The 20,266-nt window shown below is 66.6% G+C and carries 24 protein-coding genes; 13 read left to right on the top strand and 11 right to left on the bottom strand.

Annotation, left to right across the window (positions count from 1 at the left end; genetic code table 11):
* Positions 1 to 44: 44 nt before the first annotated feature.
* The 3 genes from AUC69_RS16610 to AUC69_RS13250 all read right to left on the bottom strand — a co-directional run bounded on the left by AUC69_RS16610 (position 45) and on the right by AUC69_RS13250 (position 3,332).
* On the bottom strand, positions 45 to 761 hold the full coding sequence (locus AUC69_RS16610; protein ID WP_083239444.1) for an ABC transporter permease: 717 nt from the start codon (positions 759 to 761) through the stop codon (positions 45 to 47).
* Positions 722 to 2,506: an ABC transporter permease gene (locus tag AUC69_RS13255; RefSeq protein WP_083239443.1), complete on the bottom strand. Its 1,785-nt coding sequence runs from the start codon at positions 2,504 to 2,506 to the stop codon at positions 722 to 724. Before AUC69_RS13255 ends, AUC69_RS16610 begins: the two co-directional genes overlap by 40 nt.
* Before the next feature lie 109 nt (positions 2,507 to 2,615).
* The gene (locus AUC69_RS13250) at positions 2,616 to 3,332 is read right to left on the bottom strand and encodes an ABC transporter ATP-binding protein (protein WP_069442568.1); all 717 of its coding nucleotides are present in this window, start codon (positions 3,330 to 3,332) and stop codon (positions 2,616 to 2,618) included.
* Between the two features lie 94 nt (positions 3,333 to 3,426).
* Between AUC69_RS13250 and AUC69_RS13245 the strand changes: the two genes are divergently transcribed.
* From AUC69_RS13245 to AUC69_RS13215, 7 genes are all read left to right on the top strand, one after another.
* On the top strand, positions 3,427 to 4,098 hold the full coding sequence (locus AUC69_RS13245; protein ID WP_342018599.1) for an arylesterase: 672 nt from the start codon (positions 3,427 to 3,429) through the stop codon (positions 4,096 to 4,098).
* Positions 4,099 to 4,340: 242 nt separating this feature from the next.
* Positions 4,341 to 4,667: an NUDIX hydrolase gene (locus tag AUC69_RS17160; protein ID WP_141700801.1), complete on the top strand. Its 327-nt coding sequence runs from the start codon at positions 4,341 to 4,343 to the stop codon at positions 4,665 to 4,667.
* 116 nt (positions 4,668 to 4,783) lie between these two features.
* A complete protein-coding gene (locus AUC69_RS13235) occupies positions 4,784 to 6,310 on the top strand; it encodes an inorganic phosphate transporter (RefSeq protein ID WP_069442567.1) in 1,527 nt (508 codons plus the stop codon).
* Between the two features lie 172 nt (positions 6,311 to 6,482).
* Positions 6,483 to 6,980, top strand: a complete 498-nt coding sequence (locus AUC69_RS13230; RefSeq protein WP_244500259.1) for a CDP-alcohol phosphatidyltransferase family protein — start codon at positions 6,483 to 6,485, stop codon at positions 6,978 to 6,980.
* Between the two features lie 10 nt (positions 6,981 to 6,990).
* Entirely contained in the window at positions 6,991 to 7,935 is a 945-nt protein-coding gene (locus AUC69_RS13225; protein WP_204377331.1) for a phosphatidate cytidylyltransferase, read from the top strand.
* Positions 7,936 to 7,945: 10 nt separating this feature from the next.
* The gene (locus tag AUC69_RS13220) at positions 7,946 to 8,599 is read left to right on the top strand and encodes a lysophospholipid acyltransferase family protein (RefSeq protein ID WP_069442566.1); all 654 of its coding nucleotides are present in this window, start codon (positions 7,946 to 7,948) and stop codon (positions 8,597 to 8,599) included.
* A 255-nt stretch (positions 8,600 to 8,854) separates the two neighbouring features.
* Positions 8,855 to 9,922, top strand: a complete 1,068-nt coding sequence (locus tag AUC69_RS13215) for a glycoside hydrolase domain-containing protein (RefSeq protein WP_069442565.1) — start codon at positions 8,855 to 8,857, stop codon at positions 9,920 to 9,922.
* Between the two features lie 8 nt (positions 9,923 to 9,930).
* Here the strand turns inward: AUC69_RS13215 and AUC69_RS13210 are convergent, their stop codons facing one another.
* Positions 9,931 to 10,431: an anthrone oxygenase family protein gene (locus AUC69_RS13210; RefSeq protein WP_069442564.1), complete on the bottom strand. Its 501-nt coding sequence runs from the start codon at positions 10,429 to 10,431 to the stop codon at positions 9,931 to 9,933.
* 38 nt (positions 10,432 to 10,469) lie between these two features.
* Positions 10,470 to 10,757: a hypothetical protein gene (locus AUC69_RS13205; protein ID WP_069442563.1), complete on the bottom strand. Its 288-nt coding sequence runs from the start codon at positions 10,755 to 10,757 to the stop codon at positions 10,470 to 10,472.
* 408 nt (positions 10,758 to 11,165) lie between these two features.
* Here AUC69_RS13205 and AUC69_RS13195 point away from each other — a divergent pair, with 408 nt between their 5' ends.
* Together AUC69_RS13195 and AUC69_RS19100 are read left to right on the top strand one after the other, a co-directional pair.
* Complete coding sequence (locus tag AUC69_RS13195; protein WP_069442561.1) at positions 11,166 to 12,125, top strand: glycoside hydrolase family 3 N-terminal domain-containing protein; 960 nt, start codon at positions 11,166 to 11,168, stop codon at positions 12,123 to 12,125.
* Entirely contained in the window at positions 12,092 to 12,328 is a 237-nt protein-coding gene (locus AUC69_RS19100; RefSeq protein WP_280136653.1) for a hypothetical protein, read from the top strand. Before AUC69_RS13195 ends, AUC69_RS19100 begins: the two co-directional genes overlap by 34 nt.
* A gap of 6 nt (positions 12,329 to 12,334) precedes the next feature.
* On the opposite strand, the gene cydB is transcribed toward AUC69_RS19100, so the two are convergent.
* The 5 genes from cydB to AUC69_RS13165 all read right to left on the bottom strand — a co-directional run bounded on the left by cydB (position 12,335) and on the right by AUC69_RS13165 (position 17,906).
* On the bottom strand, positions 12,335 to 13,369 hold the full coding sequence (gene cydB / locus AUC69_RS13185) for a cytochrome d ubiquinol oxidase subunit II (RefSeq protein ID WP_280136652.1): 1,035 nt from the start codon (positions 13,367 to 13,369) through the stop codon (positions 12,335 to 12,337).
* Positions 13,370 to 13,379: 10 nt separating this feature from the next.
* Complete coding sequence (locus AUC69_RS13180; RefSeq protein WP_069442559.1) at positions 13,380 to 14,765, bottom strand: cytochrome ubiquinol oxidase subunit I; 1,386 nt, start codon at positions 14,763 to 14,765, stop codon at positions 13,380 to 13,382.
* A 141-nt stretch (positions 14,766 to 14,906) separates the two neighbouring features.
* Positions 14,907 to 16,340, bottom strand: coding sequence for a cryptochrome/photolyase family protein (locus tag AUC69_RS13175; RefSeq protein WP_069442558.1), 1,434 nt, complete (start codon positions 16,338 to 16,340; stop codon positions 14,907 to 14,909).
* Between the two features lie 4 nt (positions 16,341 to 16,344).
* Positions 16,345 to 16,866 carry a macro domain-containing protein gene (locus tag AUC69_RS13170; RefSeq protein ID WP_069442557.1) on the bottom strand — a complete coding sequence of 174 codons (522 nt, stop codon included), beginning with the start codon at positions 16,864 to 16,866 and terminating at the stop codon, positions 16,345 to 16,347.
* Positions 16,867 to 16,916: 50 nt separating this feature from the next.
* The gene (locus tag AUC69_RS13165; RefSeq protein WP_069442556.1) at positions 16,917 to 17,906 is read right to left on the bottom strand and encodes an MBL fold metallo-hydrolase; all 990 of its coding nucleotides are present in this window, start codon (positions 17,904 to 17,906) and stop codon (positions 16,917 to 16,919) included.
* A 73-nt stretch (positions 17,907 to 17,979) separates the two neighbouring features.
* Between AUC69_RS13165 and AUC69_RS18735 the strand changes: the two genes are divergently transcribed.
* Complete coding sequence (locus AUC69_RS18735; RefSeq protein WP_244500258.1) at positions 17,980 to 18,456, top strand: hypothetical protein; 477 nt, start codon at positions 17,980 to 17,982, stop codon at positions 18,454 to 18,456.
* Positions 18,428 to 18,793 carry a helix-turn-helix transcriptional regulator gene (locus tag AUC69_RS18730; protein WP_069442554.1) on the top strand — a complete coding sequence of 122 codons (366 nt, stop codon included), beginning with the start codon at positions 18,428 to 18,430 and terminating at the stop codon, positions 18,791 to 18,793. Before AUC69_RS18735 ends, AUC69_RS18730 begins: the two co-directional genes overlap by 29 nt.
* Here the strand turns inward: AUC69_RS18730 and AUC69_RS16595 are convergent.
* On the bottom strand, positions 18,756 to 19,226 hold the full coding sequence (locus AUC69_RS16595; protein ID WP_204377330.1) for a c-type cytochrome: 471 nt from the start codon (positions 19,224 to 19,226) through the stop codon (positions 18,756 to 18,758). The genes AUC69_RS18730 and AUC69_RS16595 overlap by 38 nt on opposite strands.
* Positions 19,227 to 19,613: 387 nt before the next feature.
* On the opposite strand from AUC69_RS16595, the gene AUC69_RS13140 reads away from it, so the two are divergent.
* Together AUC69_RS13140 and AUC69_RS17540 are read left to right on the top strand one after the other, a co-directional pair.
* Entirely contained in the window at positions 19,614 to 20,030 is a 417-nt protein-coding gene (locus AUC69_RS13140; protein ID WP_069442552.1) for a Fur family transcriptional regulator, read from the top strand.
* A gap of 33 nt (positions 20,031 to 20,063) precedes the next feature.
* A complete protein-coding gene (locus AUC69_RS17540; protein ID WP_158008119.1) occupies positions 20,064 to 20,213 on the top strand; it encodes a hypothetical protein in 150 nt (49 codons plus the stop codon).
* The last annotated feature ends 53 nt before the right edge of the window (positions 20,214 to 20,266 follow it).

Here is a 20,266-nt window from a genome sequence, read left to right as displayed (position 1 = left end):
CGGCGCAAGGTGAAGACACTGTGTCCGCGCGGGCCGGAAACGCCTTATTCGGCCCGGAGATAAGGGGCCGCCTTGACCGAAAGCACCCGCCAGGTGGTGATGGCGCCGACCGCCAGGACCAGCGCCAGCGCCAGCAGCACGGTCTGAAGCGCGGCCCAGGGCGCGAAGACTAATTTGATGTCGAAGGCGAAGACGCACAGCGCATAGGCCGTGATCGTGGCGATCAGCAGGGCCAGCAAGGCGGTGGCGAGCCCGAGGGTGCCGAATTCCAAGAGCTCGGCGCGGATGATGCGGCCGCGCGTGGCACCCAGCGTCTTGTAGAGCACGGTCAGATATTTCCGCTGCTGCTGGCCGGCGGACACGGCGCCCGCAAGCACCGCGGCGCCGATCAGGAGCGTGACGCCGGCCGTGGCGGTGATGGCGGTCATCAGCTTGGCGAGCAGCGCCTTGGCCGCGTCGATGATGTCGCCGATCTTGATGGCGGTGACGAGGGGGAAGCGCTCGGCCAGCGATTGGATGATCTTGGCTTCCGTGGCGGGATCGGTGCCCTTGGGCAGCTCGAGCGTGGTGACGAGGCGATGCGGCGCGCCTTCCAGCGTGCTGGGCGAGAACACCATGACGAAATTGATGGCGAGCGACTCCCAGTCGATCTTGCGCAAGCTCGCGATCTTCGCCTTCACGTTGCGGCCGAGGATGTTGACCGTGATCTCGTCGCCGAGCTTCAGCCCGAGACCCTCGGCGAGCTCGCCGTCGAACGACACGAGCGGCGGGCCGTCATAGCCCTTGGGCCACCATTCGCCTTCCTCGATGGTCGAGGCGCCGGGCACGGCGCGGTATAGGTGAGGCCGCGGTCGCCGGCGAGCACCCAGCGGGCGTCGGGCTTGACCTCGACCTTGTCCACCGAGACGCCGTTGAGCTCGATGATGCGGCCGCGCAGCATCGGTGCGTCGTCGAGCTTGGCGGTGGGCTCGATGGCCTTGGCGGTGTCCTGGAAGGTCTTGAGATCGTCCGGCTCGACGTCGAGGAAGTAATAGGCGGGCGCGTCGACCTCCACATGGCTCTCGATCTCGGTGAGCAGCGAGGTGTGGATCAAGGCCACGGCGATGAGGAGGCCGAGGCCCAAGCCCAGCGACACGGCGATGGAGCGGGCGAGCGAGCCGGGTCCGCCGATGCTGGCCAAGGCCAGGCCCCAAGCGGGCGGCTTGGTGCGGCGGAAGCGGGCGGCAAGCCGCTGCACGATCACGCCGAAGCCGAGCAGCAGGCCGAAGGCGACGACGATGCCGGCGGAGATGGCCGCGGTGACGATGCGTTCCTCCGACGCGGCGATGGCGAGCGCGAAGAGGGCGAGGCCGGCCGCGGCGGAGCCGATGGCGAAGGGCAGGGCGGAGCGCTCGCTCTCCTCGGTGAGATGGGCGCGCATGAGCACGGCGGGCGAGATGCGGCTGGCGCGGCCCAGCGGCCACAGCACGAACAGCACCATGGTGAGGAGACCGGCCAGCGCCGCCACGAGCAGCGGAATGGGATGCGGCTCGACGGCGAGCGCGATGGGCAGCGCGTCGGCATAGCGGGCGGCGATGGCCGCGGGCGCCAGCGCCCCGAGCACGAGCCCGATGGTGATGCCGATGAGGGCCAGCAGCAGCGCCTGGATCAGATAGACGTTGAGAACCAGCCGGCTCGAGGCGCCGAGACATTTGAAGGTGGCGATGATGTCGCGCTTCTTCGCCATATAGCTTTGAATGGCGTTGCCGACGCCGATGCCGCCGAGCAGTAGCGCGGTCAGCCCGACGAAGTTGATGAACTGGGTGAAGCGCTCGGCATCGCGGCGGAGCGACGGCGCCGGATCGGTCCAGTCATGGATGGCGAAGCCGGCCTGCGGAAACTCGGTCTCGATGCCCTTGCGCGCGGCGGTCAGCGCCTCGCGGTCGATGGCGATCGCCTCGGGCATCTTCACGCGATACGTCCAGCGGATCAGGCTGCCGGGTTGCACCAGACCCGTTCGCTCGAGGGTGTCGCGCGACATCAGCAGCTTCGGACCGTAGGACAGCCGGTCGGCGAGGCGGTCGGGCTGGTCGCCGAGAATGCCGCCGATCTTGACGGTGGCCTCGCCGATCTTGAGCGGATCGCCGACCTTCAAGCCGAGCCGGTCGAGCAACACGCGCTGGGCGACCACGACCCCCGATTCACGCCAGAGCGGTCCGGCATCCTTCGGCTCCAGCACGGCGACATCGCCGTAGAGCGGGTAGGGGTCGTCGACCGCCTTCACCTCGACCAAGGCGCTCTTGCCGTCCTCGGCGCGGGCCATGGCGCGGAAGCTCGCCGAGCCGCTGATCTCGCCGAGCTTCTCCAGCGCCGCGGTCTCTTCCGGATTGGTCTGGCGGTGGATCAGCTCGAACGAGAGATCGCCGCCGATCAGCAGCCGTCCCTGGTTTGCCAGCGCCTTGTCGAAGGCCGCGGCCAGCGAGCCGATCGCGGCGACGGCGGCGACGCCGAGGGCGATGCACAGCACGAAGACGGCAAGTCCGCTCGCGCGGCGCGCAACTCGCGCAGTGCGATGCTCAACGCCAGCGGCAGCCGCGCGCGGGGCGTGGCAGCGTCAGCCGTTGTCACGGCCGCCGTCACGTGGCGCGCGCGCGGCGTTTGGCGCCGCCACTGACGATGCGCCCGTCGGCGACGTTGACGGTGCGGTCGCAGCGCTTGGCGAGTGTGTTGTCATGGGTGATGAGCAGCAGCGTGGCGCCGGTGCGCTCCTTCAGCTCGAACAGGAGATCCATCACCTGCTCGCCCGTGGCGAGGTCGAGATTGCCGGTCGGCTCGTCGGCGAGAATCAGCGTCGGCTTGGTGGCGAGCGCCCGGGCGATGGCCACGCGCTGCTGCTCACCGCCGGAAAGCTGGCCGGGGAAATGCGATTCGCGATGGGCCAGCCCCACCTCGGCGAGCGCGGCCTGCGCCACCGTGAAGGCGTCCTCCTGGTTGAGGAATTCCATGGGCAGCGCCACATTCTCGACGGCCGTCATGGTCGGCACCAGATGGAAGGACTGGAATACGATACCGATATTGGCGGCGCGCAGCCGCGCCAAGCCGTCCTCGTCCAGCGAGCCGAGATCCGTGCCGGCGACGGTGACACGGCCGGCCGTGGCGCGTTCGAGGCCGGCGATGACCATGAGCAGGGTCGATTTGCCGGAGCCGCTGGGGCCGACCACCGCCACAGCTTCGCCTTCCGGCACGCTTAGATCGATGCCGCGCAGGATGGCGACCGCGCCGGCGCGCGAGGGCAGGGTGACCTGCAGGCCTTCGAGATGGATCGCGGGATGCTGTTTCAAGGTCTGATCCATGGCAGGAAGGTCACCGGTCAAAAGCGAATGGCAGGATAGAAGTTAGATAGCCGTTTTAGACATAGCCGCATTAGACAAGGGCAAACAGGTCGAAATGATGATGGTTCGCATAGGCCTCATGGGCTTTGTCGCCGCAGCCCTGATTTTCGCGTCCGGTCCGCAAGCGTCCGCGGCCGACGGCGAACCGACCGTGATCGTCGCTTTGGGCGACAGCCTCACCGCCGGCTACGGCTTGCCGCAGAACCAATCCTTCCCGGCGCAGCTCGAGGCGGCGCTGAAAGCGCGCGGGGCCGATGTCAGGATCGTGAACGCGGGCGTCTCGGGCGATACGGCGTCGGCCGCGGAGAAACGCCTCGATTGGGCGCTTCCCGACGACGCGGGCGCGGTGATCGTCGAGCTCGGCGGCAACGACGCTCTGCAAGGCATTCCGCCCGAAGGGACCAAGGCGGCGCTTGCCAAGATCATCGAGCAGCTCAAAGCGCGCGGTCTGCCGGTGCTGCTCGCCGGCATGGAAGCGCCGCGCAATATGGGGGAGGACTATGTGACGGCGTTCGGCGCGATCTATCCGGATCTCGCCGCGCACTATGACGTGCTGCTCTACCCGTTCTTTTTGGAAGGCGCGGCGCTCAATGACGGGCTGATGCAGAAAGACGGCATCCACCCCAATGGTAAGGGTGTCGCAAAGATCGTGGAAAATATGCTGCCGAAGGTGGAAGAGCTGCTGGCGCGCGCGCGAGGTGACGCCGGGTCGGGCGAGGAGGATTAGGCTTTGCTCATGGGTAGGACGTCTTCCCCGACGTGGATCGCGGTTGCGATCCTCCCACATTTGAGTCTATTCCGGCGCGCCCTATCGGAGTGAACGCGCAGAGACGCGGCCGCGTGCACGCTCCCCCTCAGCCATCCGGTTTGCCCTATGAAGACGCCCATGAAGCAAGTCGCCGCGTTGCCCTTCGTGAATACGCAGAGCGGGCCCCTGGTCCTGCTGATCACCACGCGTGCCATGGGCCGTTGGACCATCCCCAAGGGCTGGGCCAAGCCCGACATGACCAACGCCGAAATGGCCGCGCGGGAAGCCTTCGAGGAGGCCGGCGCGAGGGCGACGTCTCGCCCGAGCCGCTCGGTTCCTACGACTACACCAAGCGGCTGCATCTGTTCTCCTGGACCCGCTGCAATGTCGACGTGTTCGGGCTCGAGGTGCGGTGCCAGGGGCTGGATTGGCCGGAAAAGCAGAGCCGGAAGCTGCGATGGGTGGCGCCGGATAAGGCCGCAGGCATGGTCCGGGAGGCACAACTTGCGGACGTGCTCAGGATTTTTGCCAGCCTCAAGCGCGCCTGAGGGCGACGATTTCCAAGCCAGGCGGTGAAAAGCCGGGACGAACGGCCGGGCGGAGTTGTGGCCGTCCCCCAGACCCCCTATGACCTCACCCTAGGGGACCCGGGGGCCTGACTCTCATGACAACGCGCGACGAGAATGCGGCGGCCGTACGGGTGAGCGGGATTCGCAAATCCTCGCTCGACAAGGATCTCCGCAAGATCGAGCGTCTGGAAGACGCGACGCGCGCCGTCTCGCGCAACCGCGTCGCCGTCGGCATCGCGCTCCTCTTTCTCGCCACGGCCGGCGCGCTGGCCAGCACTCAGATTGGCGTCGAGCAGCACAGCATATTGATGATCATGGCCGCGGTGATCGGCGGCTATATGGCGCTGACCATCGGCGCCAACGATGTGGCCAACAATGTGGGTCCGGCGGTTGGCGCCCGCGCGCTGACCATGACCGGCGCGCTCGTCATCGCCGCGATCTTCGAATGCGCCGGCGCGCTGATTGCGGGCGGCAACGTGGTCGAGACCATCTCCAAGGGCATCATCGATCCGGCGCTCGTGCCGGACGCGGGCGTGTTCGTGTGGGTGATGATGTCGGCGCTGCTCGCCTCGGCGCTGTGGGTGCATCTCGCCACGTTTCTCGGCGCGCCGGTGTCGACCACCCACGCCATCGTCGGCGGCGTGCTGGGTGCCGGCGTCGCGGCGGTGGGCTTCGGCGTGGTCGACTGGGTCGTCGTGTCGTCGATCTTCGTCAGCTGGCTGATCTCGCCGGTGATCGGCGGCGTCATCGCCGCGGGCTTCCTCGCCTTCATCAAGGTCAATCTCATCTATCAAGAGGACAAGATCGGCGCGGCGCGGCGCTGGGTCCCCGTGCTGGTGGCGCTGCTGGCGGCGATCTTCGCCGCCTATCTCGTCACCAAGGGCTTGAAGCATATTTGGCACCCCGGCTTCCCGGCGCTGGCGACGATCAGCATCCTCGTCTTCGCCCTGGTCTATCTGGCGGCGAAGCCTTGGGTGCGCACCAAGTCGCGCGGCATGGAGAACCGCAACCAGGCTTTGCGGCAGCTGTTCAACCTGCCGCTGATCTGCTCGGCGGCGCTGCTGTCCTTCGCCCACGGCTCCAACGACGTGGCCAATGCCGTGGGTCCCTTGGCGGCAATCCTCAACAGCGCGACTACGGGAGCGCTCAGCAGCCAGGTCGGCGTGCCGTTCTGGGTGATGCTGATCGGCGCCGTCGGCATCAGCCTCGGCCTGTTCCTGTTCGGCCCGCGCATCGTGCGGATCGTCGGCGAGCAGATCACCAAGATGAATCCGATGCGCGCCTTCTGCGTGGCGCTCGCCGCGGCGCTCACGGTGCTCGTCGCCTCGCAGCTCGGACTGCCGGTGTCGACGACGCATATCGTGGTCGGCGCGGTGTTCGGCGTCGGCTTCTTCCGCGAGTATTACACGACTCATAGCCGGCGGCGGCGGCACTATATCCGCACCCATAAGCGCAACCAGCCGCAGCGGCGATTCTCGCTCGCCGATCAGGACGAACTGCGCCGCCGCAAGCTGGTGCGCCGGTCGCATTTCATGGGCATCGTGGCCGCCTGGGCCATCACCGTGCCGTCTGCCGCTGGGCTAGCCGCTCTGATATTCTTTGCCGTCGACTGGGTTCGCTAGCCTCCTTCGAGTGACCTTCTCCAGGTGCTTTTCCCAAAGGCAGATGCAAGGCTGACCGCTTGGCCACCATCTACGATCTGAAGCCGAAGTTTCAGGCCTGCTTGCGCCCCATCGCCGCGTGGCTGGTGCGCGCCGGCGTTACCGCCAACGGGGTCACGGCCGCGGCGCTGGCGTGAGCGCGGCTCAAGGCGCGTGGCTGGCGTTTCAGCCCGGCGCCGCCCTGCCCTGGCTGGTGCTGCCGGTCACGCTGTTCGTCCGCATGGCGCTCAACGCCATTGACGGGCTGATGGCCAAGGAGCACGGCCAGGCGAGCACGAGCGGCGCCGTGCTCAACGAGCTGTCGGACGTCATCGCCGACGCGATGCTCTATCTCCCCTTCGCGCTCATCCCCGGCATCGATGGGAGCCTCGTGGCGACTGTGGTGGTGGCCGGCATCATCGCCGAGATGGCCGGCGCGCTCGGACCTCTCATCAAGGCGCCACGCCGCTATGACGGGCCGCTCGGCAAGAGCGACCGCGCCTTCGCCTTCGGCTTGCTGGCGGTGCTGGTCGGCATCGGCTTTGCGCCCGGATCATGGTCGAGCGTCTACCTCGCCATTCTGCTGGCGCTGTCCGCCGTGACCGTCGTCAACCGCGCGCGGGCCATCGTCGCCGAAAGCAGCGCAGAATGAGTCCGTCGCCATGAATATGATGTTCGGCTTGCCGGAGCATGTGGTCGTCGCCACAGCCGGGGTGTGGGGTCTGCTCCTCGCCGCCACGCTGCTGGTGCTGTTTCTGCACTGGCGGTGGCCCGGCCGCTATAGCGAGCTGATCGACCGCACCGCGTCGTGGTGGTGGATGATCGGCGCCTTCACGCTCGCGATCGTCTTGAGCCAGACGGCGGCGATCGTCTTCCTCGCCTTCATCTCCTATCTGGCGCTGAAGGAATATCTCTCGCTGATCCCGACGCGGCGCATCGACCGCGGCCTTCTGCTGTTCGCCTATCTCGCCATTCCCATTCAGTATTATTGGGCGGCGGACGATTGGTACACGATGTTCATCGTGTTCGTGCCGGTGTGGATGTTCCTGTTCTTCCCGGCGCTCATGGCGCTGCGTGGCGACACGCAAGGTTTCTTGCGCGCGGTGGGCACGCTCTCCTGGGGGCTGATGCTGACCGTGTTCTGCCTGAGCCACATGGCGATGCTGCTGGTCTCGGGCGAGGTCTACAACCCGGTCGCCGGCGGCGTCGGGCTCTTGTTCTTCCTCGTGGTGCTCACCCAGTTCAACGACGTGGCGCAATACACCTGGGGCAAGCTGTTCGGCCGGCACAAGGTGACGCCGCTGGTCAGCCCCAAGAAGACGTGGGAAGGCCTCGCCGGCGGGGTGTTGACGACGGTGCTGCTGGCCGCGGCCCTCGGCCCCTATCTCACGCCGATGAATTGGCAATGGTCGGCGCTGGCCGGCGCCGTGCTCGGTATCGCCGGCTTCCTCGGCGACATCACCATCTCGGCGGTGAAGCGCGATCTCGGCGTCAAGGACACCGGCGGTCTGATCCCCGGCCATGGCGGCATTCTCGACCGGGTCGATAGCCTCACCTATGCGGCGCCCGCTTTCTTCCACTTCTTCCGCTATTTCTTCACGCCATGAGGCGCGGCCCATGAACCAGAGCCCGCTCAACAGAGTCTTGCGCTTCCTGTTCTTCGCGGTCGTGGTGCGCGCGGTGATCCTGGTGGCGATCGGTCTCACGGTGCGCCACCGCGAGCGCCTGCCGAAGGACGGCCCCGCCGTGCTCGCGGCCAATCACAATTCCCATCTCGACACGCTGGCGCTGATGTCGCTGATGCCGTTGAAATTGCTGCCGCGCCTGCGGCCCGTCGCGGCGGCCGACTATTTCGCCACGTCGGGCATGTTCGGCTGGTTCGCCAAGAACATCATCGGCATCATTCCGGTGGTCCGGGGCGGCGGGCTAAAAGGCAACCCGCTGGCGGGATGCGAGGCGGCGCTCGACCGCGGCGACATCCTCGTGCTGTTCCCGGAAGGATCGCGCGGCGCCCCGGAAGCCCTGCAAGCCTTCAAGAAAGGCATCGGGCATTTGGCCTGCGCGCGGCCGCACGTGCCGGTCATCCCGGTGTTCATGCACGGGCTCGGCAAGGTGCTGCCCAAGGGCTCTATGCTGCCGGTGCCGTTCAATTGCATCGTCAGCGTCGGCGAGACGCTGCACGGGACGGGCGACCGCGTGGCCTGCGTCACCGCGCTGGAGGCGGCGATGACGGGGCTCGCGGCGGACGAAAAGGTGCCGGCCTGGGAATAGCGCGAGGGCTCAATGGCTTGACCCTCGAGTCCAGGCTTGTAGCTTGGCCACGATTCGACCACCCGTTCGGGGCAGATTCGCTCCTGAAAGAGGATTTCGCGCACTTGGTCCGTTACGGCACGGCTTTGCTGATGATGACGCTCCTGCTGGCGCCGTTCGCGCTGCGGCCAATGACGATGCCGGCCGCATCGCCATCATCGACACCTCCCACAACGTGATGCCGCATCTGCCGGAGCTGCGCGCGGCGGCGTCGAGGTGATCGGGCGCTATCTCGGCCGCTGCGCCCAATGGCGGGGCAAGCGGCTCATCGACAACGGTCTGGCGGGGCAACCGGGGAGCGAGATCGACGCGATCCTCGACCATGGCTTCGCGGTGCTGTCGATCTACCAATATCTTTCCAGCAGCAAATACAAGTTCCAAGGCAAGAGCTTCGACAGCCGCGGCCGGCTGTTCACGCTCAAGGACGCCAATTGCGCGAAGGCCGCGAGCCCGCCGCATTCGACCAAGACGGAAGCGGAGCTCGATTCACGCGCCGCCGTGGCGCAGGCCCGGGCGCTCGGCCAGCCCGCCAACACCGCCATCTATTTCGGTGTCGACTTCAATTTCGACCGCAGCGACGCGGCGACCGCCAAAAAGATGGTCGAGTATTTCACGGTGGTGAACCGCAATCTGCGCAGCGCCGGTTATCTGGTAGGGGCCTATGGCAGCGGCGATGCGCTCATGCTGCTCAAGCATCACAGGCTGATCGATTTCACCTGGCTGTCGGCGTCGCGCTCCTTCGGCGGCTCGACGGCCTTCCACAATTCAGGCCAGTGGCATCTCTTCCAGAACTGGACCGACACGCGCTGGTTCGCAGCGAGAGCCGGCGGCAAATGCAAAGGCGGGCTGCCGCTCGACACCGACATCCAGAACGCGGCTTTCGCCGGCCAGTCGATCGGCTTCTGGACGCGCGAAGGACCTTATGCGGTGCCGAAGGCGCGCACGGTCGCGATCTTCAATCAGCGCCGCTTCGCCTGTAACGGCGATGCGCTGATCCGCGCCACCGGCGCGCTGCCGCCGGGACCGCTGGCAAGCACCGCCCATTGCGGCCGTCCCTATATCGAGTGCGAGCCGCGTCTCGGGCGTGGGCTCGTGGCGCAGATCTGCTACGCCAACACGGCGCGCGTCGGCGAGAGCAACGGCGTCCTCGTGCGCGTGGACTATGACGACGACGGCCGTTTCGACGGCTGGACCATGGTCGACAATCTGTCGAGGTCGTTCGCGCACAAGCCCACCTATATCAAGGACCAGGCGGCGCGGCGGAGCGCGGTCTGCCCGCGCTGATGCATGCGCTAGTGGGTGAAGGGGTTGCCGCTTGCCGCGAGCGCCAGGATCAGCGCGGCGCAAGCGAGAAACGCGGTGAGCGAGCGCACATGGTTCCACGCGCCCCAAGACGACAGGAACCGCTTCCACAGATCGCGGCCTTCCTTGGCGTCGGGCGAGGCGACAGCGAGACGGGTGTTGAGCGGCGCGTGGATCAGCATGGTCACCGGGAAGGCGCCCAAGAGAAAGAGTAACGTACCTGCGAGGCGGTAGCCTGAGCCGGGCTCGCCCCAGGTAAGAAGGGCGAGCCCTGCCAGCACGGCGCAGAGCACCGCGGTGCCGAAGAACAGGACGAGGAAGGCGAGGCTCTTGATCGCCGCGGTGATCGCCTGCATAGCGACGATGCCGCGCTCGGCCGAGAGGCCGGCGAGCGCGCGCATCAGATAGGCCGAGAAGGCGAAGAAATTGCCGGCGAGCAGTCCGGTGCCGAGCGCCGCCAAGAGTGTCAGCACGAATATGAGTCGATCCAAGCCTGGGGCCTCCCCGTCCCTGCGGTCTTCTTAGTCTTCTACCAGTTCGGGTTGGTGCACCTGACGCCCTTGGTGTCGGTCTTGGCGATCTTGCCGGGCGCGGGCTCGGCGGCGTCGCCTTCCGCTTTGGCTTCACTCTTGGACGCGGTCTCGGCCTCGGCCTCGGTCTCAGCCTTGGCTTTGGGCTTTGGTGGGAGCTCGATCGCCCAGGCGCGGCGGACCTCGGTCCACCATTCCCTGTCCTCCGGGCCTCTTGCGTCGCCGATGAAGCGCAGCGTGAAGTCGTCGCCTTGGGTGCAGGCGATGGAGATGGCGTAGCCTTCCACGGCTTGGAGATGATCAGCGCATCGGTCACCTCGTGGGTTCCCGACGACAATTTGCTGGTGAGCACCAGGGACGTGCCGTCCTCCTCGCGCCGATAGAGATGAACATAGATTGGTGGCGAGACGAGGCCGCCGCCAAAATCGGTCCAGCCCTCGATGGGAAGCTCACCGTCATAGGTCTTGCCCAACAGGCTTTGAACGAGCGTCGCGTCCGGATCTTCCTCCTCGGCCGGAGCCTCTGGCTCGGCGAAGGCCGGGACCGCAAGAAGCGCCACGGCGACGCATGCCCCTGACAGGGACCTCAAGATGCTACTGTGCATGGGGCCTTTCCCTCCGCGACCCGTTCGTCCTTTACCCGCGGCCGAGTTTATTCACAATCGCGGCAGATTTCGTCCCTAAACCCACCGGCACATGTCCTTCCCCCGTTTCTTCCTCGTTATCCTCGCCGTCCTCCTCGCGCCGCTGCATCTGCCGAGCGTGACGGCGGTTGGCGCCGCGCCGCTGCCGAGCGGCTGCGGCTCGCCCCGGCTGTCGGCGATGATCGGGCAGATGATCATGGTGGGGTTTCCCGGCGACGACGAGAAGGACGCCGGCGTCATCGCCGTGCGCGATCAGCTGAACAAGGGCCTGATCGGCGGCGTGGTGCTGTTCCCGGAGAATATCCGGTCGGCGGGCGAGTTGAAGAATCTTATCGCCTATTTGCGCAACGCCCATTCCAACCCGCGGCCGTTCATCGCCGTCGACCAGGAAGGCGGCAAGGTGCAGCGGCTCAACAGTTGGAACGGGTTCACACGCTATCCCTCGGCGCAGGCCGTGGGGCGGAATCCGAGCTACGCCGTGCCCGGCGCGGCGCGGCGTCTCTACGACAAGATGGCGGCGGAGTTGGCCGATGCCGGCTTCAACATGAATTTCGGCCCCGTGGTCGATCTCAACCTCAATCCGCACAACCCGGTGATCGGGGGGCGGGGGCGGAGCTTCAGTGACGACCCCGATACGGTGACGGCGCTGGCTGGCGCCTTCATCGAGGCGCATCGCGCGGCGAATGTGGTGCCCGTGGCCAAGCACTTCCCCGGCCACGGCTCAAGCCGCGTCGACAGTCACAAAGCGCTGGCGGACGTGTCGGAGACCTGGCGCGAGGTGGAGCTCGAGCCCTACCGCCGGCTTGCCGCATCAGGAAAGCTCGACGCGGTGATGATCGGGCATCTCTACCATCCGCGCTTCAGCGACATAGAAGGCATGCCCACGTCGCTGTCGGCGAAGACAGTGCGGGCGTGCGCAATAAAAAGTGGATCGACTTCCACGGTGTCGTCATCAGCGACGACATGGAGATGGGCGCGGTGCGCGGCTACACGCGCGAGGACCTGGCGGTGAAGGCAATCAACGCCGGCATCGACATCATCGTGTTCTCCAATGTGGAAGCGAGCGACCCGGACCTCGGCGAGCGCGTGCACGCGGCCATCGCCAAGGCCGTGTGCGAAGGGCGCATCTCGCGCAACCGCATCCATCAGGCTTACGGCAAGATCATGCTGCTCAAGCGGCGGCTGAAGCAGAAGGACCTGGCCGGGACGCGGTGACGTCGCCTAGTGGTAGGCGTCACTCTCCGGCGCATCCCACAGCACGTAATAGGAATAGGCCGTGTAGCCGAGGATGATCGGCAGGAGCGGAACCGCGCCGTACAGCATGAAGAGCTGCGAGTCGGGTGCGGCGGCGGCCTGCCAGATCGTGATGTCCGGCGGGATGATGTAGGGGAACAGGCTGATCGCCAGCCCGATATAGCAGAGCAGGAAGATGGCGGCGCCCCACAGGAAGGGCGCGTAGCGCTGGCGGGTGGAAATGCCGCGCCACAGGCCGAGAACGGCGACTGCGGTGAGCAGCGGCACGGGCGAGAACATCACCATGTTGCCGGGGGAGAACCAGCGCGCGGCGATCTCCGGATGGAGGAACGGCGTCCACAGCGAAAAGACGACGATGAACAGCGTCACCGCGATCAGCGCGTAGCGGGCGACGCTATAGGCCCAGTCGCGCAGCGCCTCGTCGGCCTTCATGATGAGCCAGCCCGCCGACAGCAGGACGTAGCCCGACAGCACGGCGATGGCCGTGACCATCGAGAAAGGCGACAGCCAGTCGAAGGCGCCGCCGGAGAATTTATTGTCGGTCACGGCGAATCCCTGGACGAAGGCGCCGATGGCGCCGCCTTGCATGAGGGCGGCGAGAATCGAGCCGCCGGCGAAGGCGAGATCCCACGCCCAGCGGAAGCGGCTCGACTTGAAGCGGAACTCGAAGGCGACGCCCCGCAGGATTAGACCCAGCAGCATGAGAATGAGCGGGATGTAGAGCGCGGGCAGCATCACCGAATAGGCGAGCGGGAAGGCGGCGAGCAGCCCGCCGCCGCCGAGCACCAGCCAGGTCTCGTTGCCGTCCCAGAAGGGGGAGACCGAGGCCATCATGGCGTCGCGGTCGCGATGGGACGGGGCCAGCGGAAACAGCACGCCGAGGCCGAGATCGTAGCCGCCCAGCAGCACGTAGAGGAACACGCCGAGCGCCAGGATCGCGGCCCAGACGAGCGGCAGGAAGATCGGCAGCAGCTGGCTCATGTCCATGGCGTTGGCTGTCATCTCACGACCCTCATGGATTTCCCGCTGCGGCCATGGGCCTGTGGGACAGGTCCGCCTCGTCTTTCTCCGGCACGGGCGGCGTCTGGCCGGGACCGCGCCGCACGAGCTGGCCCATGTAGTAGACGCCGGCGCCGAACACGATGCCGTAGACGATCACGAACAGGATGATCGAGGTGAGCACGCTGCCGCCGGGCACCGGCGAGACGGCGTCCGCGGTGCGCAGCACGCCGTAGACCACCCAGGGCTGGCGACCGACCTCGGCGACGAACCAGCCGGCGAGCACGGCGATAAAGCCGAGCGGCGAGGCGAGTGCCATGGCGCGTAAGAACCAGCGGCTTGTGTAGAGCCGGCCCATGAGCCACAGCACCGCGCCGGTGAAGCCCAGCGCGATCATGATGAAGCCGATGCCGACCATGATGCGGAAGGAGAAGAAGGGAATGACCGGGTCGGGCCGGTCCTCGACCGGGAAGGATTTCAGGCCGCGCACCTCGCCGTCCCATTCATGGGTGAGGACGAGGCTGCCGAGATCGGGAATGGCGATCTCGTAGAGATTGCTTTCGGTCTTGACGTCGGGCCAGGCGAACAGGACGAGCGGCGCGTCGCGGCGCGTCTCCCAATGGGCCTCGACGGCGGCGATCTTGGCCGGCTGATGCTCGCGCGCATTGAGCCCATGCAGGTCGCCGATGACGAGTTGCAGCGGCGCGAGCCAGACGATGAGGCTCAAGCCCATGCCGAGCATGATGCGGCCGTGGGCCGCGCTCTTGTCTTTCAGGATGTACCAGGCGCCGATGCCGGAGACGACGAAGGCCGTGGTGAGATAGGCGGCTGCCACCATGTGGGCGAAGCGGTAGGGAAAGGACGGGTTGAAGATGACCTGCCACCAGTCGGTGACATGGAGCACGCCGTCCGCGGCGACCCGGTAGCCTTGCGGCGTCTGCATCCAGCTATTGGCGGAGAGAATCCAGAAGGCGGAGATGGCCGTGCCCGCCGCCACCATGCAGGTGGCGAAGAAATGCACCCATTTCGGCACGCGGTCGCGGCCGAACAGCATGATGCCGAGGAAGCCGGCCTCGAGGAAGAAGGCGGTGAGCACCTCGTAGGACAAGAGCGGGCCGATGACGTTGCCGCCGAGCCGCGACAGCTCGCTCCAATTGGTGCCGAACTCGTAGGACATGACCACGCCGGAGACGACGCCCATGCCGAAGGATACGGCGAAGATCTTGGTCCAATGGCGGGAGATGTCGGCATAGATCTGCTTGCCGGTCTTCAGCCACAACGCCTCGAGCACCATGAGCCACGCGGCCAAGCCGATGGTGAAGGACGGAAAAATAATGTGGAAGGAGATCGTGAAGGCGAACTGGATGCGCGAGAGAAGTAGCGGGTCGAGCTCGGACATCGTTCGTTTCCCACCTGCCCAGTCAGAAGGCCGCCTTCGATGGCGACTCATTCACTTGCGGGCAGAGTACCTGGCTTTGACCCAGAAGCCTAGGAGGTGCATGGCCGCAGGGGGTGCTGACATGAGTCATTTGGCCGCCGTTCAGCGGCGGATGGTGTCGAAAGCGCGCAGCGCACGGGCCCGCGCGGCGGCGTGATCGACGATTGGCTTCGGATAGTTGCCGCCCAGCGCAACGTCTGCTTGCGCCAGGATGAGGTCGGGAGTCTCCCATGGCGCATGAATGTCGGGCGCGGGCAGGTTCGCAAGCGCCGGCACCCAGGTCCGCACATAGTCGCCGCCGGCATCGAATTTCCGGCCCTGCAGCACGGGATTGAACACGCGGAAATAGGGCGCTGCATCGGTGCCGCAACCGGCGACCCATTGCCAGCCCGCGGCGTTGTTGGCGAGGTCGGCATCGACCAGCGTGTCCCAGAACCAGGCCGCGCCCGTCTGCCAGGGGATGAGCAGATGCTTCACCAGAAAGGATGCGACGATCATACGCGTGCGGTTCGGCATCCAGCCCGTGTGCCAGAGCTGGCGCATGGCGGCATCGACGATGGGGTACCCGGTCTCTCCACGCTGCCACGCGGCGAGTGAGGCCTCGTCGTTGCGCCATGGGAAGCCGGCGAAGTCGGGCCGCAACGGCGCCGTGGCCATGGCAGGGAAGTGGTGCAGCAGATGATGCGAGAATTCGCGCCAGCCGATCTGCCGCAGGAAGGCTTGCGCCCCTTGGGCCACGCCCGGGGCCGCATCGCTCGCATAGCGCACCGCATGCCACGCCTGGTTCGGGCTGATCTCGCCGAAATGAAGATGCGGCGACAGGCGCGAGGTCGCGTCAGGCTCGAAGCTGTCGCGACTGTTTGCATATCCCGCGACTCCGTCATCGATGAACGCCGCGAGCTGCGCTTGCGCCGCTGCCTCGCCGGGCGTCCACGCGGCGCGCAAGCCGCCCGCCCAGTCGGGCTTGGTGGGCAGAAGTTTGAAGCTGCTTAGAGACTCGCTCTTGGCGTTCGCGAATTTTTCAAGCTTCGGCGCTTTCAGCGGCGAGGCCGGCGCCGGCGCGGCGAGGCAGGCTTTCCAGAACGGGGTGAACACGCGATAGGGCTGGCCGCTTCCCGTTTGAATGGAATCCGGCGCGAAGAGAAGCGCACCGGGATGCAAATGAAGCGCGGCGCCTTTTCCGTCGCAGAGCTTGGCGATCGTGTCCTCGAGGGCGGCGTCCCACGGGTCGTAACCCTTCGAGGCATGCACGGCGGTCGCGCCGGTCTCGTCGAGAAGGCTGGCGAGAGTTTTCGCCGCCGGTCCTTTACGCAGCACGAGATGTCCGCCGAGACTGTCGTTCAGCGCTGCGAGGCTCCCATGCAGCCACCAGCGCGACGCGCCGCCCATTCGAAAATCGCCCGGCGTCTCGTCGTCGAGGATGTAGAGGGGGAGGAGCGGCGCGCCCGATCTCACGGCGGCCGTGAGCGCGGCATTGTCCGCAAGGCGAAGGTCGCGGCGGAACCAGACGATGACGGGCGCGTCCTGTTTCGCCATGGGATCAGTCTTGCGGCGCCGTGGCGGCGAGCGCCGCCTCGTGCAGCTCGTAGGACTCGCGGCCGAAGCAGCAGAACACGACGCGCTCGATGCCAGGACGCTGGCGAAGCGTCTCGCGCACGGTGCGCGCGGCGATGAAGGCGGCGCGGTCGGCGGGGAAGCCGTAAATGCCGGTGGAGATTGCGGGGAAGGCGATCGATTTCAGCCCGGTCTCGGCGGCGAGGTTGAGCGCGTTCCGATAGCAATCCGCCAACAGCTTGCCTTCGCCCCGCTCGCCGCCACCCCATACCGGGCCTACGGCGTGGATCACATGGCGGGCGGGCAGGCGAAAGCCGGCGCATCTTGGCCTCGCCGGTGGGGCAGCCGCCGAGCTAGCGCAAGCCGCCGCCAGTTCAGGCCCCGCTTTGCGGTGAATGGCGCCGCACACGCCGCCGCCCGGCGCCAGCGCCTCGTTGGCGGCGTTGACGATGGCATCGACGGGGAGGGAGGTGATATCGCCTTCGACGATGTCGATTCGGGCCGGCATGGCCGCATTGCACGCCGAAAGGCCTTGCCGATCAAGTCCCTAGCGTCGTCCTAAAGGTCGAGCTGATAGGACTGGGGAATCCAGCGATAGCCGCCCTCTTTCCGCCGCTCCACATAGCCGAGAGAGGGAAACGGCATATGAAACGCGCTGACGGCCACACGGTCCGTCGCCACCCGGTCGAACATGCGGGCGCGGGTCTTCGCCCCTTGCGCCTTGTCGACATCGAACACGCAATGCCAATCGGGGCGCGCCAGCGAGGCGACCTGGTGATGGGCGCAATCGCCCCAGAACACGAGACGCTTGCCGATACTTTCGATGTCGAAGGCGAGGTGGCCGGGCGTATGGCCATAGGCTTCTATCGCGCGAATGCCGGGCGTCACGTCATCGCCCGGCTTGAGGAAGGTGGTCTTGCCGGCGAGCGGCACGACATAGTCGCGGAACAAGGCGGCGAAGGGCTGCAAATCGCCAGCCGGTTTGTCACCCGCCCAAAAGCCGTACTCCTTGTCACCGATCACGTAGCGCGCGTTGGGGAAGAGCGGCCGGCCCTTCTCGATCACGCCGCCGATGTGGTCGGGATGGCCATGGGAGAGCACCACCACGTCGATCTCCTCCGGTTTGAAACCGGCGGGGCCGAGCTGAGCCTTGAGCCAACCGCCGGCGGGGCGCGGGACGAAGCCGCGCTCGCCATTGCCGGTGTCGAACAGGATGAGCTCGCGGCCGGTGTTGACGATCATGGGGGTGAATCCCGGCCGGTATTTATTCGTCGGTAGCAGGTCGTCGCGCATCACCTGATCGACCTCGGCCTGCGTGGCGTTGCCGCCGATGAGAGGCCACGGCCCGTCGATGAACGCGGCCGCGTCGGAGATCGTCGTCACCTCGAAATCGCCCAGCTTGAAGCGGTAATAGGTCGGCTGCGAGACGCCGAGCATCGGGGCTGCGGCCAAGGCGCGGCGTGGGGCGAGAGCGGCGGCAAGAGGCGCCAAGGTCAGCGCGCCCGCGCCGGCAATGAGCCGGCGGCGGTTGGTCGTAAGTTTGGGCATTTGCGGTCTTTCCATTTGCGACATGGCGCGAGACTATCGGCGCCGCCCCGAAGCCCGCTTGAACGAACGTGCTGTGTCAGATCCATCCGAACTCAAACCGCTCTGGTATCTCGACCGTTCGCGGGCGCTGTTCGCCGGGTCGCTCGGCCGCAATGCGCGCCATCGGCACAGCACGCCGGTTTTTCTCGCCGGCCTCTATGGCAAGTTCGCGCTTCGCATCGAAGGGTGTACCTGGCGCGCCTGCCGGACCGCGGCGATCCCCGCCGGTGTCGCCTACGAGTTCGACATGGCAGGCGAGCCGCTTGCCGTTCTCTACGCCGAGGCAAGTGCCGGCGCGGACCGCCTGTCACGCCTCGTGCATCAGGCGGAGGACATGCGCGGCGCGCGCGTGGGAAATGACGGAGAGATCGCCGTGCTGCGGAGCATCTATGAGGACAGCGACAGCCTGTCCTGGCTGCCGCGCGGTCTGGACGATCCTGCTCGGCTTCGCCGGCCGCGGCACACGCCCCCTCGATTCGCGCATGGCGCGCGTCGTCGAGACCTTGCATGAGAGCTACGGGGATCTTCACCGCGTCGGGGTGGTGGCGCACGCGGTCGGGTTGTCGCCGTCGCGCTTCCAGCATGTGTTCACGCGAGAGCTTGGCGTGCCCTTCCGCCGCTACCGCGCCTGGTGCCGCATGCGGGCGGCGATCGGCGTGGTCTTGAACGGCGGCAATCTCACCGCCGCCGCCCATGAAGCGGGCTTTGCCGACCAAGCCCATTTTGCCCGCGATTTCCGCCGCACCTTCGGCGCGCCGGCCACGCCGAGCCTCGCGAAAGTGCGCGGTGCGCGGCGTGACGGTAAAAGCGCTACTGCGCCGAGGCGGCCTTCTTGTCCGGCGGATTGATCGACCAGATCCAGGCGATGATCTTCCACATATCGTCGTTGGATTTCACGATGCCGCCATGAGGCGGCATCGGCCCGACCACGTTCTCCGAGCCCTTGCGCACATAGCCTTGCTCTTTCAGGCCGTCGCTGCCGAGGGCGATGAGACGGAAGAGCGTGTCGCCGTCATTGCCGTAGATCCAGACCTCGTTCGACAGAGGCGGACCCATGCCGCCGCCGCCGGTGCCGCCATGGCAGCCGTTGCAGCCGGCGGCCATGAACTTCTTGTGGCCTTCCTCGGCCACCGACTCGTAGTTGTCGCGGTAGGGGCTCTTCAGGCTGCCCTTCTCGGCGCTTGGCCGTCTCGGCCGGATTGCCCGCCGGATCCACGCCGCCGGCGGCCTCGCCCTCGGGCGTTGCCGCAGCATCGCCGCCATCGGCTGCCATGGCGGCATCGGGCGCGGCTTCGCCGTCCTTGGGGGCGTCCTTGGGCTCGTCTTTCGCCTCCGCTTCGGGTTCATCCTTCGGCTGGTCTTTCGGCTCGGCCTTCGCATCCTTCGCCGCCGTGTCGGCGACCTTGGTCTCCGCGGTCCGCGACGTCATCAGCCAGTCCCGACCGCCGGACATGACAATCAAGGACCAAGCGAGGAAGGCGATACCAATTGCCACCACGATGATGGTGAGTGCTCTCAGCATGGGCGTTTCCTTATCCCTATTGATGGGGCTCTTGCGCGCGGGTTTAGCCCGGCGGCTTTTTCACCCTAGAAAACGACGGCCGGCGCCCACGGTTCCTCATATTGGTCCTTGACGGGCGGTCTCGCTGTTATGTTATATCATCAGCCATGAACGCCCATCATCACGACCACGCGCCCAAGCTGTCGCGCAATCAGAACGAGATCCTGTCCTGTTTGCGCGATGCCAACGAGCCCATGAGCGCCTACGCCATTCTCGACCGGGTGCGGAAAACGGGCATTTCCCATCCGCCCACGGTCTACCGCGCGCTCAACGACCTCATGCGGAAAGGCATGGTGCACCGCCTCCAGTCGCGCTCCGCCTTCGTCGCCTGCGATCACGGCGCCTGCGACGGCAAGTTCGCCTTCGCCATCTGCCGGGCTTGCGACAAGGTCGTCGAGATTTCGCTTTCCGACGAGGACCAGGCCGGGCTGCTGGCGCTGGCGCCGGATGAGATTGCGCCGGAGCAGGTGACGCTTGAACTGGCCGGGCTGTGCCAAAGCTGCCGTCCGGCTGCGTCGGCCTAAGACACAAGACATAAGACACAGGGACCGATCGTCATGGCGTCGCAGGGAGCAGTGGAGCGGCACGAGTCTGTTACGCCCGCGCGCGGCGTCTCGCTCCTGCGCCTGTCGGTGCCGGCCCGGCTCGCCATCGTGGCGGCGGCTGTTTGTCTACTGTGGCTCGCGGTCTATTGGGCGCTGCGATGAAGACGACCGCGCCCGCCATCAGCTTTCACAACGTGACGCTCGGCTATGACCGG

This window comes from Methyloceanibacter superfactus (assembly GCF_001723305.1).
GTDB classification, from domain to species: domain Bacteria; phylum Pseudomonadota; class Alphaproteobacteria; order Rhizobiales; family Methyloligellaceae; genus Methyloceanibacter; species Methyloceanibacter superfactus.
This window is presented reverse-complemented; position numbering and strand designations above follow the sequence as displayed.

Coding starts and splice junctions, on each gene's coding strand:
- AUC69_RS13250 (WP_069442568.1), bottom strand. CDS start 3,332: ATGGATCAGACCTTGAAACAGCATCCCGCGATCCATCTCGAAGGCCTG.
- AUC69_RS13245 (WP_342018599.1), top strand. CDS start 3,427: ATGATGATGGTTCGCATAGGCCTCATGGGCTTTGTCGCCGCAGCCCTG.
- AUC69_RS13235 (WP_069442567.1), top strand. CDS start 4,784: ATGACAACGCGCGACGAGAATGCGGCGGCCGTACGGGTGAGCGGGATT.
- AUC69_RS13225 (WP_204377331.1), top strand. CDS start 6,991: ATGAATATGATGTTCGGCTTGCCGGAGCATGTGGTCGTCGCCACAGCC.
- AUC69_RS13220 (WP_069442566.1), top strand. CDS start 7,946: ATGAACCAGAGCCCGCTCAACAGAGTCTTGCGCTTCCTGTTCTTCGCG.
- AUC69_RS13195 (WP_069442561.1), top strand. CDS start 11,166: ATGTCCTTCCCCCGTTTCTTCCTCGTTATCCTCGCCGTCCTCCTCGCG.
- cydB (WP_280136652.1), bottom strand. CDS start 13,369: ATGACAGCCAACGCCATGGACATGAGCCAGCTGCTGCCGATCTTCCTG.
- AUC69_RS13180 (WP_069442559.1), bottom strand. CDS start 14,765: ATGTCCGAGCTCGACCCGCTACTTCTCTCGCGCATCCAGTTCGCCTTC.
- AUC69_RS13175 (WP_069442558.1), bottom strand. CDS start 16,340: ATGGCGAAACAGGACGCGCCCGTCATCGTCTGGTTCCGCCGCGACCTT.
- AUC69_RS13170 (WP_069442557.1), bottom strand. CDS start 16,866: ATGCCGGCCCGAATCGACATCGTCGAAGGCGATATCACCTCCCTCCCC.
- AUC69_RS13165 (WP_069442556.1), bottom strand. CDS start 17,906: ATGCCCAAACTTACGACCAACCGCCGCCGGCTCATTGCCGGCGCGGGC.
- AUC69_RS18730 (WP_069442554.1), top strand. CDS start 18,428: ATGGCGCGCGTCGTCGAGACCTTGCATGAGAGCTACGGGGATCTTCAC.
- AUC69_RS16595 (WP_204377330.1), bottom strand. CDS start 19,226: ATGCCGCCATGGCAGCCGATGGCGGCGATGCTGCGGCAACGCCCGAGG.
- AUC69_RS13140 (WP_069442552.1), top strand. CDS start 19,614: ATGAACGCCCATCATCACGACCACGCGCCCAAGCTGTCGCGCAATCAG.
- AUC69_RS17540 (WP_158008119.1), top strand. CDS start 20,064: ATGGCGTCGCAGGGAGCAGTGGAGCGGCACGAGTCTGTTACGCCCGCG.